This window comes from Rickettsia endosymbiont of Ixodes pacificus, from assembly GCF_000965155.1.
GTDB lineage: Bacteria > Pseudomonadota > Alphaproteobacteria > Rickettsiales > Rickettsiaceae > Rickettsia > Rickettsia tamurae.
The window spans coordinates 1-14,161 of the sequence record NZ_LAOP01000005.1; the positions used below are offsets into that span (position 1 = coordinate 1).

A 14,161-nucleotide genomic window follows, 5' to 3' on the forward strand; every position below is an offset into this window, starting at 1 on the left:
ATTTGTTGATTTGAAAATGCTCTTTTCTGTATTATAATTTCCTTGTGAATACCTATGGCTAAGTAGTTTTGCTCGATAGAGAAACATAGAGGTATTTTGTTTGTATATTTTAAAACTTGTTTGTATTCTTTTTGCCATCTTGTCAGTTTAGCTTAAGAGCTTCTTGTTGCTTCAGCAGTTAATCTTGGACTTTAGCAACTTTATTGTTGAGCATTAGGTTTGACACTGTTAGTAGGTTTGGTACTACCAGTTTTTTGCTGTAATGCACGCTTATCGATGACTACTACTTGTTTTTGTGGTAGCTGAGGTAGAATAGCTTGTATCGGTATTTTAAGCTTCAATGTAGATCTTGCAGTTTGCATAACGTTTTACTATCGTTTCTTAGTTTGTTGATTTCAGCAATAGATAACCAGTAACCTTGGAAATAAAATCAGGATCAGAGTCAGCTGAAAGCATATTTTTTGCCACTTCTATTGATTTAGTATATTCGCCTTCAGCTTTTCCTCTAGCTTCAGCGGATTCAATCATGAAATCTTCGACAGCTTTGTTATCCATGATGCGTTTAATTTCCTGCTCATAAGCAAGGAGTTCTGCTGCATGCCAGTTAAACTGATTTAATGCTTCATAAGCACGCCCTACTACAAGATCACTACCTATAATTTTCTGCAGGTCAGCTTCACTTGTGTTAGCAGCATATTTAAAGAAATAGCACCATTTTTCGGTAATAGTTTTTAAGTCTTCAATTTTATCTATATTAAATTTAGGTAGTTCAATAAAGCTAAAAGAGAAATCCTTTAAGTCATGTTCAAAAGTAACTTTATCAAGGATGACATGATGAGAGATATAATCAGCTTTATCAGGGAAGATAATATAATCACTAATAGCAATAAAGATGACTTCCTTGAGGTTAGCTAGAGACCGTTTTGTTTTTGTCCTTGGGATAATTGTCGGGAATAGGCTTTAGCAGCATAATATTGAGCTCTTTTCTCAAAGCCTTTAGCAGGAGATACTTGCATTTCTACGATGATTTGCGTGCCATTTTGAGCTTTACAAAGGACATCAACAAGAGATTGCTTTTTATAAGCAATATCAGGGTCTTGAATAGGAGTTAAGAAAGTAACATCCTGTATTTGTTCATCACCTTTAAATCCCATGATATCATTGATGAAGTGGATAAGAATATCTTTGTTTTTTTCAGAACCAAAGATTTTCTTGAAGGCGACATCATTTTTAGGATCGAGGAACTTTGAAACTGCCATGATTAGTTACCAATATTTGTATGTGCATTATATTATAACACAAAATATAAGATAAGTAAGTTATAAAAATAATTGCGTAGATGTTGTTGATTGATATTTATATTCCCATCTGCCGTAAAGCAAGGTGCAAGGAACCTTGTATTTAAGTAGAACCCAGAGTATGGGTTCTACTATTTACATTTTTACATTATATAATATAGATTCTTTAAGTTATTGTAATTTTTTTAGCTTTACTTTGTTCTTTTTTAGGTATTTTAATAGATAAGATACCATCCTTAAATTGTGCTTCTATATGTTCTTCATCAATATTAGATGGTAAACTAATAGAACGGTAGAAAGAGCCATAATATCGTTCCTGCATATGATAATTATGATCTTTCTTTTCAGAAGATTGTTCTTTTGTACCTTCAATAGTTAGGATGTGACTGTCTATTTTAAGATCAATATTATCTTGTGTGATGCCTGGTAATTCCATTTCTAGATTATACTCAGAGTCATTTTCCATAATATCAGTTTTCGGTGATAACATTCTTTCATTGTTGTAAGAGGAAGGATAAGAAAAAGAAGCTATTTCATTAAAGAAGTTATTAAAGACATCATCAATATAGCTTCTTTTATTAGAGTTATTTTGTAGTTCTGATTTATTTCTAATACGTGGTAAATTAAAAGCCATAAAAACCTCCTATTTAAGTTAAATAAAATTAAATAATAACAAATTAATAATCAAAAAAGTTTTAATTATTCGTTATGCTCTTTATTGAACAGGTATTTCTTTAGCATTTTGGTTTTTGAGTTCAATTCTAGGCAAAGTAATGGTCAAGATGCCATTTTTTAGCTTAGAAGAAATAGACTTTTGATCAATATCATCATATAGAGACATAACATAATTAAAGTTTTTATTTAAATGATCAGTAGCACTATTTGCTTTAGTATCGTCAATGTTACCTTCAATAAAAAGCTTATGATTATTTACTTTAAGTTTAATGTGACTTTTATCATAGCCTGGTACTTCTAGGACTAGGATATATTGTTTGTCTTGAGGAATGAATTTACTTTTTATAGCACTTGAGTCATAGATAGATAATCTATCATCAAATATACTATTCCAGTAATAATCAAAGGCAGAGAAAGGACGATTAATAAAATCTAATGGATGACGTAAATAAATAGTATAATGATTATTATTTGATGTTTTTTTATCCTCAGCCGCAATTGCTGGATTGACCAATAAAATGACAGTAATGCAAGTTATTAAATATAATTTAATATTGTTGTATAACATAATTATCTTCTTTTACTTCAATTTGACTATATAAGGTTAATTTATAGAATCTATAGAATCGTAACATAATTATATATCTTTAGATATAGTTTTAGAATAGAAAAATTCAAGTAATTATTGCTGACGTTTATATCCTCCGAGGAATCTAATAAGGTGTAGAAATAGGTTAATAAAGTCTAGATATAAGTTAAAAGCAGCTACAATAGACATTTTTTGTGCTAAATGATTGTCAGTATTAGTGAAGTAGAAAGATTTAATTTTTTGAGTATCCCAGACTATTAGTCCAATAAAGATGATTACTCCTAGAAAAGAAGAAGCAAAATATACAGCAGGACTTTGTAAGAAAAGATTAATAAGTGAAGTAAGCAGTAAACCGACAAGTCCCATTAAAAAGAAAGAACCCCAAGAAGTAAGATCCTTATTAGTGTTATATCCATATAAGCTCATCATACCAAAGACAGCAGCACAGATAAAGAAAGTTCTAGCAATAGATATGGTAGTATAGATAAGAAATAGGTAAGATAAAGACATGCCTACTAGAACTGCGTATATCCAGAATAAGATTTGTGCCGATTGAATAGATAATTTAGAGAAGCCAAAGAAGAAATATGAGCAATAGTTAAAGGGGCAAAAGCAACAATAGAGCCAAAAGTAGTATTAAACATTAAGTTTACAAGTGGTGTCCAAGAAATTGTGATAATAGCAGTACTACCAGTTAATAGCAGAGCTACAGCCATAAGGTTATAAACCTTTAACATAAATTGTCTCAGACCTTCATCATGAGTTTTAGAAGTAGTATGTGTAGTAGTAGTGTAATCAATCATAGGTAAAAATTGTTGAATATATGTTTATGATTCAAATTATAAATATAATAATAAGATTTTTTAGTTTCAAGGTTATTTATTACTCTTTTTATTAGAGCAATAATGTTTAGAGTTAAGGATTAGAAATATTTATCGAATAGGAATAGGAGCAAAGAGATGAAGATACTAAAGAGCAGGCAAGAGGTTAGAGGGCAGAAAAAAGAGAAGTTACCTTTTTGAAAGAAAAAGTCACCTGGTAGACGTCCAAGTTTAAGATAAGGGATGAGAGGATAGATAAGTCCAATGGTGGTTATGAGTAATCCAAGTATTATGAAGAATTTCTGCATATAAGAACCTGATAATTATAGTTAATAATTATTTTATAAGGAGTGATTGTCCTTTGATTTTCCATTTATCAATAATTTTAGGATTAAGTATTAATTGCTCTTTACAATCGAGTAGCATTCCGTAGAGAATATGGGCATTATTTGGGTGCAGATAATCAAGACCTGCTTTGACAAATAACCCCCAAGCATAATCTTTTTTCTGCTATCTGCTTTACGATCAAAGGTGGTAGCTTTTTGATATTGCATACGAGTATACCATAGTTTTTTTACAATAGATTTAATCAGTTTTGGTGTTGTCTGATTTTGGTTTACTGGTTAAATTCACTCTAATCTCAAGTGTTTGATACTAAACTAGTATACCGGCAATAATAATCAATAGTCAATGATAATAAAGCATCATACATATTTCTTTTACAGATATTGCGGGGGTTCTTTTAAGGGGGGCAGCAAGCCCCCTTAATGCACTTTCGCGTTTTGTTGGCACAAAACGCTATGCGCTCAGTGTGTATAAAACTATAGATAAAGAAAGTGGAGAAGCTATTAGTATTACTTATGATTTTAGCAAAAAACAAGGAGTAGTATATAGTAAGATATTTGTATCTAAAGAATTTCAGGATATAGCATGGTTAAAAGATAGAGAGTTATTATGGAATGCAGCTGAAGCAAGAGAGAGAAGAGCTGATTCAAGGCCTGGTGCTGAGATAGAATTTGCATTGCCTAAAGAAGTAAATAAGGAAGATAATATTAGATTAGTTGAGGAATATGTTCAAAAATGGATAGTATCACGAGGCATAGTATGTGACGTTAATATTCACTATGACAATCCTGATAATCCACATGTGCATATACAGTATTTAACAAGAAGGTTAGGGCGTTTAGAGAATGGGGAAGTAGTAATTGGAAAGGTAAAAGATAGAGAGTTAGAAAGTCCAAGAGTCTTATATTTTCTAAGAGAAGAATGTGAGATAGCAACTAATAAGCTGTATGAGGAAGTAGGTTTACCATTTAGAGTCAGTAGTAAGTCATATAAAGCACTTGGTATAGATCAAGAGCCGACCAAGCATAGAGGAGTAACTAATCATATGCAAGGCACGGAGTTAGAAGAAAAAACAAAGAAATAATAGCTGAGAATGCACAGAAGATATATGAGAATCCAGAGATAGTATTTGGTCGTATTTCATATACGAAGCCAGTGTTTACTAAAGAAGATATAGCTATAGCATTATCAGATGCTTTGATGGTGCATCTAGTATCGAAAGGTAGTGATATTGCTAAGGAACAAGAAGCTATTAGAGAGTTTGGTAAGAGACTCGTTCAGGAGTGCGGTAGTAGTGAAAATGCGTCACAAAATATAGAGAATAATTCAGTAGCAAATACGGCTAACGACCAAGCAGATAGTAGAGCTAACAACCCAGCTATCGAGCATCTGAACAAAGAATATGGAGAAGAGTTCTTAAGACTCTATAATCAGCTATTGGTATCTGACAAGATAGAGCTGATGGATCAAAAAGATTTGATGGGAAGAACGCTATACTCCTTAAAATCTAGAGTAAATTTAGAGCGTCGTTATATATCTGCTATAGAAGAGTTAAATGCTAAGGAAGAGCATAATCTTAATATTAACGCTGAGAGTTTAGAAAGAAATAGTCTCAAAGAACAAATAGGCGATTTGGTAAATGTAGTAGGAGCAAACCTACAAAATAAATTTAACGATAAAATAGGAGGTAGTTTAGGCTTAAAGCTTAATGTATTTGGCAGTAAGAACCACGTGTTCAGTAGTGAGCAGATTGACGCAATCTTGTCTGTCTGCAACGGCTCAGATATCAGCATACTTGAAGGTAATCCTGGAGCTGGTGAGACTTTTGTAATGAGAGAGATAGTACGGCAGTACAAGAAGGAAGGATTTAAGGTGGTAGGGGTTTATTCTGATTATCAAAAACGTCGTGAACAGACAAGATTAGCGGATATTGCAAGAGAAGCAGAAAGCAAGACATTAATATCACATACGGAGCAAATTAAGCATGAGATAGCATCTGAGGTGTTTGTAGCCTTAGAAAAAGATCAGAAATTTTTTGTAGCACTAAATGGCAACATCAAATATAGAACATTTAATTATGAATTCCAGGACTTAGCACAGCAAGCTCTTGAACACAAGGAACAAGAACTTTTACCTAAATTAAAAGATATAGCAGCAGTAGAGCAGCATGGAGTCTTCAGCACGCAAGACATATTAGTACAGCTTAAGAATAGTAAAAATCTAGAAGAGACATATAAGCATTTTGATAGAAGTTTAGAGAGTTATCAGTTAGAGACTCAGTATCAGATGATTCAGCAAGACAAAGCTCACGCTAAGACAATCGATGAAATGTTAACTGCAATTAGCCGTGAACATGAATTCTTTAAGTCTCTTGATGGGAATCTTAAATACGCAGAGCAATATGATAGTAGTTTATTATCTGCGATATCAAATGCTAAGACTATAGAGCAAGATAAGTTAATTAGTAATATGCATAATATGGTAGTATATGCCCAAAAACATGGTATATTAAAGGATTACGAGATACTAAATCAATTTAACTCTTCTGATAGTCATAATGTGCTTAAGAATTTAAGTAAAACATGTGAGAAGCATTATATGGATCATCACAATGAGAATATAAAGCAGCTATTAGATGATGAGCATGTGATGGTAGGCACTAAGAAATATTCATGCCCACTTAAATACATGAAGCATGAGATGCAGAATAATATCCCAGGCTTTGTAGATGAGAAGCATGTAGCATCAACCTTTGCTAAGGTCAAAGCAGAAGTTAAAGAACTCCGCTTAGAAAGGGAGCTAGAGCATACGATGATTATGAGGTTATAAGGATTTGCAAGTATGACTAATGAAGAGCATAATAATCAACAACAGCAAAAAGACTTAGAAAATAGCGGTGCTTCTGAGCGTCCAAGGCATGATGCACTCATTCGTAAGGCTCTAGAGAATCCAATAGTAGCTAAAGAGTTCTTTGAAATGCATCTTCCAAAAGAGATTCAGGCTATGTTCTTGCCTCATACTCTTAAAATGGAAAAAGAAAGCTTTGTTGAAGCAGACCTTAGACACTCTATATCCGATATTCTATTCTCAGCTAAGTTTAATGATGATACTGGATATTTTTGGATTCTTTTAGAGCATCAAAGTACTCCTGATCACTTCATGGCTTTTAGGCTATTTAAATATATGACTGATATTGCATCAAGGCATTTAACTCTTCATCCTAAATCTAAGTATCTGCCTTTCGTATATCCGTTAATATTTTACAACGGCAAAAAGAAATACAATGCTCCAAAGAATATTTGGGAACTATTTAAAAATAAACAGCTGGTGCAAGATATTTGGACTAAGGACCATCAGGTGATTAATATTCATGACATCCCTGATGAGGAATTAAAGAAAAAAGCTTGGTCAGGAATATTGCAATTCTTCATGAAGCATATTCATGAGAGAGATCTACTTAAAAGATGGTATGAGGTAGCTGACCTCTTACCTGAATTCGCTAAACTCAATATCGGTATTGATTACCTAGAACTGATATTAACCTATACATTGATTAAAATTAACAAATCTGATAAAATAGAACTAGAAAAAATATTAAAGTCTCGTCTTAATACCGAACAAGGAGAAAAACTTATGACTAGCTTAGCTCAGCATTGGAAAGAAGAAGGTGTACAACAAGGCATGCAGATTGGCGAAGCTCGAGGCATGCAGATTGGCGAAGCTCGAGGCATGCAGATTGGCGAAGCGAAAGGAAAATATGAAGTAGCTAAAAATATGCTTTCTGCTGGTTCTGATATTTCTTTTATCTCTAAAGTTACAGGACTTTCTATTTCTGAAATCAACCAGCTTCTCAAGTCCTAATTCTTAAGTCAAAGGGTTACAACCCCTTTGACTTAGAACCAGTCACGTAAAATATTGTAATTAGAAAAGATAGGTAGTATGTTAGCATCCAAAAGGGAGAAGATGCTAGGATACACAAGCGACATGAGCGATGAAGAGTGGGGATTAATAGAAGAAATAATCAATAAAAGAAAAGGGAAGCAAGGTCGTCCGCCCCCTAAGGATGCGCAAGGCTATTATGGAATGGGATATTTTATATAACCAAGAACGGCTGTTTTTGGAGAGATTTGCCTAAAGATTTTGGTCCATGGAAATGAGTATTTAATTACTTTAATAGGTTAAAACATAGAGGAGTAATTGAGGATTTGATGAATAGTGCAAGAAGTATAAGTAAGACTTCAATTAGGCAAAGAATCAAGTCCTAGTATAGGAATCATCGATAGTCAAAGCGAAGGACACGTTCTTTTAAAAAATGAAGAGAAAGGATATGATGGAGGGAAAAAGGTAACAGGGAGAAAACGTCATATAGTTGTAGATACTTTAGGTTATCCTATTAATATTGATGTACATAGTGCTACTCCTCATGATAGTAATTGTGCTAAGATATTATTATTTGGGTTAAAGGAGAAGTTCCCAAGACTTATCAAGATCTTAGCTGATCGCGGTTATCAGGGAAATTTGCAATAATGGTTTTATCGCCATACTAGAGGATGTTTGCTTAGTGTTATTAAACCTGATAATGGTACAAAAGGATTTCAGGTTCAGCTTGAAGGATTTGATGATAAAGTAATATCCTTATATGCTCGGGAATAACCATTAGGGAAATATAGCTAGACCATAGTAAATAGGTACAGTTAAATAAACTTTAGTACGTGTTCTACAGCCATACTGATATCTTTGAATTGCCCCGTAACTTTTCTTATTTCGTTCTTAATCTTAAACCAATAATGTTCTATAGGATTTAAGTCTGGGCTATATGTAGGTAAGAATAAAATTCTGCACCCAACCGACTCGATTAATTTGTAAAACTCTACACGGGCTGTTGAAAAAATCAACAAGGTTGCAAATACTTTAATATTTTTTTATCTTTAATAGCAGTAGATAAAAAACCAAAAAATAATTTTAAGTATCCGTTTAAAATTTTGTACTATCGCAATCATCAGTATTTGAATCTGTGTTTTCTGTACACTTCTAAATTTTGCTCCTCGTAAACCATGATTCTCCTTAGCTTCACCAAATAGACCTTCTATTTTCCACTTTCTCTCAATTAGTTTTTCTTAAAATCAATTCTATTCTGTCTGACCTTTACCTCATCTATTTCATCCTGATAAGGATTACGATAAATAAATCGTCCTCTATTACTATAATTATCAGAAATACAACCTGATTTTAGAGAGCAATTTTTACAATGCCCTCCTGTAATACGATAACGTTTTATTTGTTTTTTATCTAATTTATCATACGGATAAAGATAATGTCCCTGTGGACACTTATATCTATCCTGTTCTCTATCATATTGAAATTCCCCCTACTTATTTTTCCTTCACCAAGATTATCTACATGTAAAGGTATATAAGTTGTAATTCCAAGTAATTTAAAATATCCATAGGTTGGACCTCTACCATAACCTTTGTCTGCTATCCATTCTTTTACTCTAAAAGAAAAATTATTTAATATATTCCAAACTCTACTTGGAAGTACAATACACTCATGTTGTGATCCTGTACTTACATAACAATCTATTATAATACGTGAATCTGAATCAATTGAGTAGTGGGTCTTATAACATAGCTTTTTATAACCATTAGTTCTTGATACAAGACTACAATCAGGATCTGTCCTACTGACATGAGTTTGATTAGATATTTTCCTTACTTTTTCCCTTCTCGGAAATCATGATAACGACGTTCATATTTTTTTAATTCTCTCTTTTGTGAATCACCTTGATCTTTTCTTAATATTAGGCTATTCATAGAGGCATTAGATTCAACTAAAGAGGCATCTGAAATAATTGTTTCTCCTTTTATAATATCTAGTTCATACCATTGCTTAATCAAGCTTATAAATATTTCTTGAAATAGTTCTACCCCAAATCTATCTCTTATCCTACTTAATGATGAATGATCCGGTACTTTATCCTCTAAACTTAAACCACAAAACCACCTATATGCTATATTTAACTGAATTTCTTTACATAATCGTCTATTTGACTTTATACCATATAAGTAACTTATTATTTGCATCCTAAAAAATAATACAGGATCAATTGATGGACGTCCGTAATTAGCACAATAACGATTCTTAGTTATTTCATAGATAAAAGAAAACTCTAATTCTTTAGCTTCATGAATCCTCACTAATAAATGATCATTAGGTATCATGTGCCTTAAGCTAAGGCTATTACATCTCACACTTTGATCAAGCTTATAACCCTGCATCTTTACACCTTCATTTAAGCATAAAAATACAGCTTATTCCTTAGATTAACTCTTTTCTACTTCTTTTTATAACTTTTTCAACAGCCCGAAGATTTAATCTTACAGACAACGACACATCTGCTCTAGATTATCATAGAGAGTAGTCCTTTTAACATTGAATGTCCGGCATATTGCAGCTTTGCTTGTGCCGGATTTCAGTGCCTCACTAATTGCTTGCATTTTTTCAGGTGAGATAACTCGGGGTCTTCCTCCTGTTTTTCCCCGTTGCTTAGCAGATTTTAAACCTGCCATAATTCTTTCTTTTGTAAGTGCTCGTTCATATTGAGCAAGAGCTCCAAAAACACTGAATAAAAACTCACCGTGAGGGGTTGTTGTGTCCATTTGTTCGGTTATGGATTTAAAGCCAATATTTTTCTGTTTAAAGCCATCAATAAGCGTAATAAGATGAGACAATGATCGCCCGAGTCTATCTAACTTCCATACAATGAGACAATCGCCATCTTGTAAATAATCAAGAGCTTCTTGTAATCCTTTTCTATTATCTTTTGCTCCGCTTACCTTATCTTGAAAAATATGTCTTGGATCGACGCCTTCTTTAATAAGTGCATCATATTGAAGATCGAACACTTGTGTTCATTTTCACTAGAAACTCTCATATATCCAACTAGCATGTACGGAAAACCCCTTTTAGTTAATTATCGCACAGCAAAGCAATACGACATTGTTTGTCGTATATAAATAGCTAATTTTTTGGTATTTGTAAATAGATGATAGTTAATATGTCGTAAAACACATGTTTTAGTCATACTGCACATGCAATCCAATTATGCACAAATATATTTCTTTGTTCATTACAATAGCTTTTGACCAAAAACAATATTTAAGATAGAGTAAAATCAAATCCACTAACTTCTCAAATTTTCAAAAAATGAAATCACAGTATCAGAACTTCCAGAAACACCTAAACGGAAACTACAGTAATCAAGAATCTATTTTAAATGCAAACGCAAGCAGTGCTATAACAGACGAGGCACTAAATCAAGACAATAGGATTTGTTACAAAAAAAGAAGGGAAGAATTAAATAGAAGAGTTAAAAGTTTACTTGAGCAAAGAAGCAAGTATCGCAGGCTAGAAACTAGAACAAAAAATTAAGTAAAGATATAGAGGAAAGTAGTAGAATCTACTACTTTCCAAAAAGAATAGTTAGGATTTAGATTTAAGAAGGTTGTTGAGTTCAGAGATAGAAAGCCCAGTAACTTTAGATATAAAAGAGATATCAGAACCAGCATTATACATATTTTTGGCTACTTCAATATTTCCCCTCATTTCTACCAATCTGTAAGCCTTTAGCTTCCCAATCTGCATGCCTTCATTTCTACCAATCTGCATGCCTTGGACCATACCTTTTTGTACGCCTCATCAATATATTTATCAGCAATAGTTCTCATAAGTCCCTCTTGATCTTCTTTTTTAAGTGCTTGTATGATCCTAGCTAGCTCTACTTGTTTATCTTCAGACACCTTAGCATCACTATACCACAATAACCATTTAATGTAAATGTAGCCATTTTCCTTATCTATTTCAATACTGCTTTCAAACTTCTCAAATAGACTTTGCCAGAGATTTAAGATATCACGAGCTTTGATATGTTTAAGCATATATCTCCATCATACCAAGATGCTGCTTTTCTCTATCTCATCATCACTTTGTTTTTGTAAGTCTACAAGTAAATACTCATCACCCATCAATCTTTAGCAGTCTTGCTATCTTCAAATAATTCCCAAAAGCTTCTCGGAGCAGTATACGGCTGATCATTTGCATATACTACTATAGGACATATTAGAGGAAGCTTATTATCTTTTCCTGTTTGATATGGCTTTGTTCGGAAGGGTATCTGTTGCTCTTTTAGACGTAATTATCCTATTTTGACTGTGACACATTTACCGAATGAATTCCATAAATTTATAATATTGGTAATAACAATTGCTCATGTTTTGTGATGATATTTATTCTTGATACGCACAGCAAGTTTATTGCAAAACTGTTTGACCTCTAATGGTATCTGTGAAAATAAATCACATAGATGATCAAAACTTGGTACTGGAATCTCAAGACCCTTGCCCCGCCATAGATCCTCAAAGTAACCTGTTATTTGACGCTGCCCGAAACCAAATAAACGATATAATGTATAAATTAGTTGTATATATGGTACTTGGTATGTCGTTGTCCTCCAGATTCTCCCTCTACGTAAGGTTGGGTATTAATAAACAAAGACTCTAAATCACCTTCAGGAAAATACAGGCTGACCATCCCTCTTTTTCTTAAACTATCGTTATATTGTGACCAATTGGTTATTTTATATCTCGGCTTATCTATTTTTCTTGGCAAACCTGTTTTTGTTCTTTCTTTGTATGGCATTTTTAATTTATAACTTATCTATTCCAGAATATTATATGGTATTCTCTACATACTACCATTCCTTTTTTATTACCCTTCCGAACAAAGCCGTTTAGATTGGGATTACGAAAAAACAAGAGTGCATGTTTATGGATTGATTGAAGGGATGAAGATATCCTCTATTTACGGTCCTCGTAACATTGAAGCTTTTCAATGGGATCGAAGTGTATTAGAATATGGGTTACCTCATGATATCACATTTCAATTAATACAAGATAATTCTTTGATGAAAAATTTTGTATCTTTTACTCATATCAAATCAATAAATAGTAACGATTATAGCAAAATTCAAGATGTATTAAGTGCAATTAAAAAACAATTAGATGATTTGTCTAATCAAGGGCGAATGCATATAGTAGAATCATATCAGTTTGACTTGGAAGATTTAAAACAAGGTAGATTAACGCAAGCGCCATATCTGATTTAGAACGATCATTAATCAGTTATGTAATATTAAACTTTTTTAATCTGACTATGAGATTTTAAGGATTTGCAAGCATGACTAACAAAGAGCTTAATCAGAGGCAACAGCAAACTGATGTAAGTACAGACAGCGATGCTAGCAACACTTCAGAGCGTCCAAGACATGATGAACTATTTAAAAAGGTCATGAGTGAGCCTGTAGCTGCTCGTGAGTTTTAGAGCATTATTTGCCAGCGTCGTTTAAGACAAGATTAATCTAAATAGTGTTAAAATAGAGAAAGAAAGTTTGTTACTGAGGATTTACGCAAAAGACTTAGTGATGTCGTGTACTCTGTTTCTGTAAAAAAGAATAATATTAAAGATAGTACTACTGAAAGTGCTAATAATGACAAAGCTTACGTTTACGTTCTGATCGAGCATCAGTCTAGTAGTGATTACTGGATTGCTTTAGACTTTGGCAATATATGCTTTTATTATGCGAAAGGCATAAGGACGCAATAAAAATAAAAGTAATAGCACAGAGAAAAAGATAACAAGCTTCCTCTAATATGTCCTATAGTGGTATATGCAAATGATAAGCCTTATAATGCTCCAAGGAGCTTTTGGGAGTTATTTGAAGATAGCAAAACTGCTAAGGAAATAATGGTGACGAGTATTTACTTGTTGATTTGCAAAAACAAAGTGATAATGAGATAGAGCAAAAGAAGCATCTTGGTATGATGGAGTATATGCTTAAACATATCAAAGCTCGTGATATCTTAAATCTATGGCAAAGTCTACTTGAGAAGTTTGAAAGTAGTATTGAAGTAGATAAGGAAAATGGCTACATTTACATTAAGTGGTTATGTGATGCTAAGGTATCTGAAGATAAACAAGTAGAACTAGCTAAATCATAGCTAAGCACTTAAAAAAGGAAGATCAAGAGGGAGAACTATTGCTGATAAATATATTGATGAGGGAATGCAAAAAGGTATGGTCCAAGGCATGCAGATTGGGGAGGCTCGAGGCATGCAGATTGGGAAGCTAAAGGTTTACAGATTGGTAGAAACGAAGGAAAGTATGAAGTAGCTAAAAATATGCTTGCCATAATTGTAAACTCTACACGGGCTGTTGAAAAAGTTATAAAAGAAGTAGAAAAGAGTTAATCTAAGGAATAAGCTGTATTTTTATGCTTAAATGAAGGTGTAAAGATGCAGGGTTATAAGCTTGATCAAAGTGTGAGATGTAATAGCCTTAGCTTAAGGCACATGATACCTAATGATCATTTATTAGTG

At 32.9% G+C, this 14,161-nt stretch carries 18 protein-coding genes and 5 pseudogenes; 9 read left to right on the top strand and 14 right to left on the bottom strand.

Annotated elements, in window-relative coordinates; genetic code table 11:
- Positions 1–200 precede the first annotated feature (200 nt).
- The 7 genes and pseudogenes from REIP_RS11360 to REIP_RS12965 form a co-directional block, all read right to left on the bottom strand.
- Complete coding sequence (locus REIP_RS11360) at positions 201–341, bottom strand: hypothetical protein (RefSeq protein ID WP_197069240.1); 141 nt, start codon at positions 339–341, stop codon at positions 201–203.
- Positions 338–1,259: pseudogene (locus tag REIP_RS08130) on the bottom strand (Rpn family recombination-promoting nuclease/putative transposase). The gene REIP_RS11360 and the pseudogene REIP_RS08130 overlap by 4 nt, the downstream one beginning before the upstream one ends.
- A gap of 205 nt (positions 1,260–1,464) precedes the next feature.
- Positions 1,465–1,932, bottom strand: a complete 468-nt coding sequence (locus REIP_RS08135; RefSeq protein WP_052691126.1) for an Hsp20/alpha crystallin family protein — start codon at positions 1,930–1,932, stop codon at positions 1,465–1,467.
- Positions 1,933–2,013: 81 nt separating this feature from the next.
- Complete coding sequence (locus tag REIP_RS08140; protein ID WP_410525712.1) at positions 2,014–2,526, bottom strand: Hsp20/alpha crystallin family protein; 513 nt, start codon at positions 2,524–2,526, stop codon at positions 2,014–2,016.
- Positions 2,527–2,655: 129 nt separating this feature from the next.
- Positions 2,656–3,365 (bottom strand): annotated as a pseudogene (locus REIP_RS08145) (Bax inhibitor-1/YccA family protein).
- Positions 3,366–3,484: 119 nt separating this feature from the next.
- Entirely contained in the window at positions 3,485–3,691 is a 207-nt protein-coding gene (locus REIP_RS10340; RefSeq protein WP_082068328.1) for a DUF2905 domain-containing protein, read from the bottom strand.
- 28 nt (positions 3,692–3,719) lie between these two features.
- Positions 3,720–3,842 carry a conjugal transfer protein gene (locus REIP_RS12965; protein ID WP_331385747.1) on the bottom strand — a complete coding sequence of 41 codons (123 nt, stop codon included), beginning with the start codon at positions 3,840–3,842 and terminating at the stop codon, positions 3,720–3,722.
- Between the two features lie 352 nt (positions 3,843–4,194).
- On the opposite strand from REIP_RS12965, the gene REIP_RS12970 reads away from it, so the two are divergent.
- The 6 genes from REIP_RS12970 (at position 4,195) to REIP_RS13835 (ending at position 8,255) form a co-directional block, all read left to right on the top strand.
- Complete coding sequence (locus REIP_RS12970) at positions 4,195–4,812, top strand: MobA/MobL family protein (RefSeq protein WP_231569358.1); 618 nt, start codon at positions 4,195–4,197, stop codon at positions 4,810–4,812.
- Between the two features lie 71 nt (positions 4,813–4,883).
- Positions 4,884–6,557, top strand: a complete 1,674-nt coding sequence (locus REIP_RS12975) for an AAA family ATPase (protein ID WP_231569359.1) — start codon at positions 4,884–4,886, stop codon at positions 6,555–6,557.
- Between the two features lie 12 nt (positions 6,558–6,569).
- Complete coding sequence (locus tag REIP_RS08160; RefSeq protein WP_045804411.1) at positions 6,570–7,589, top strand: Rpn family recombination-promoting nuclease/putative transposase; 1,020 nt, start codon at positions 6,570–6,572, stop codon at positions 7,587–7,589.
- A gap of 102 nt (positions 7,590–7,691) precedes the next feature.
- Entirely contained in the window at positions 7,692–7,829 is a 138-nt protein-coding gene (locus tag REIP_RS11375) for a hypothetical protein (RefSeq protein WP_156147504.1), read from the top strand.
- Complete coding sequence (locus REIP_RS13830) at positions 7,826–7,885, top strand: hypothetical protein (protein WP_367889945.1); 60 nt, start codon at positions 7,826–7,828, stop codon at positions 7,883–7,885. The genes REIP_RS11375 and REIP_RS13830 overlap by 4 nt, the downstream gene beginning before the upstream one ends.
- A gap of 109 nt (positions 7,886–7,994) precedes the next feature.
- The gene (locus tag REIP_RS13835; protein ID WP_082068331.1) at positions 7,995–8,255 is read left to right on the top strand and encodes a transposase; all 261 of its coding nucleotides are present in this window, start codon (positions 7,995–7,997) and stop codon (positions 8,253–8,255) included.
- Positions 8,256–8,422: 167 nt separating this feature from the next.
- On the opposite strand, the pseudogene REIP_RS10365 reads toward REIP_RS13835, so the two are convergent.
- The 7 genes and pseudogenes from REIP_RS10365 to REIP_RS12980 form a co-directional block, all read right to left on the bottom strand.
- A pseudogene (locus tag REIP_RS10365) lies at positions 8,423–8,587 on the bottom strand (transposase); the annotation flags it as partial.
- A 69-nt stretch (positions 8,588–8,656) separates the two neighbouring features.
- Positions 8,657–8,836 (bottom strand): transposase, encoded by a 180-nt coding sequence (locus tag REIP_RS13840; protein WP_082068338.1) that lies wholly within the window; start codon positions 8,834–8,836, stop codon positions 8,657–8,659.
- Positions 8,837–9,439: 603 nt separating this feature from the next.
- On the bottom strand, positions 9,440–9,949 hold the full coding sequence (locus REIP_RS08165) for a transposase (protein ID WP_197069241.1): 510 nt from the start codon (positions 9,947–9,949) through the stop codon (positions 9,440–9,442).
- Between the two features lie 156 nt (positions 9,950–10,105).
- Positions 10,106–10,677, bottom strand: a pseudogene (locus REIP_RS08170) (recombinase family protein).
- A gap of 676 nt (positions 10,678–11,353) precedes the next feature.
- Complete coding sequence (locus REIP_RS13845) at positions 11,354–11,665, bottom strand: hypothetical protein (RefSeq protein ID WP_410525713.1); 312 nt, start codon at positions 11,663–11,665, stop codon at positions 11,354–11,356.
- A gap of 86 nt (positions 11,666–11,751) precedes the next feature.
- Positions 11,752–11,901 (bottom strand): Rpn family recombination-promoting nuclease/putative transposase, encoded by a 150-nt coding sequence (locus REIP_RS13850; protein WP_410525714.1) that lies wholly within the window; start codon positions 11,899–11,901, stop codon positions 11,752–11,754.
- A gap of 299 nt (positions 11,902–12,200) precedes the next feature.
- The gene (locus tag REIP_RS12980) at positions 12,201–12,425 is read right to left on the bottom strand and encodes a hypothetical protein (RefSeq protein WP_231569360.1); all 225 of its coding nucleotides are present in this window, start codon (positions 12,423–12,425) and stop codon (positions 12,201–12,203) included.
- Between the two features lie 118 nt (positions 12,426–12,543).
- Between REIP_RS12980 and REIP_RS08195 the strand changes: the two genes are divergently transcribed.
- From REIP_RS08195 to REIP_RS12985, 3 genes and pseudogenes are all read left to right on the top strand, one after another.
- Positions 12,544–12,891, top strand: coding sequence for a hypothetical protein (locus tag REIP_RS08195; RefSeq protein ID WP_156147503.1), 348 nt, complete (start codon positions 12,544–12,546; stop codon positions 12,889–12,891).
- 71 nt (positions 12,892–12,962) lie between these two features.
- Positions 12,963–13,106, top strand: coding sequence for a hypothetical protein (locus REIP_RS11380; protein WP_156147511.1), 144 nt, complete (start codon positions 12,963–12,965; stop codon positions 13,104–13,106).
- Between the two features lie 105 nt (positions 13,107–13,211).
- Positions 13,212–13,783, top strand: a pseudogene (locus REIP_RS12985) (Rpn family recombination-promoting nuclease/putative transposase).
- The last annotated feature ends 378 nt before the right edge of the window (positions 13,784–14,161 follow it).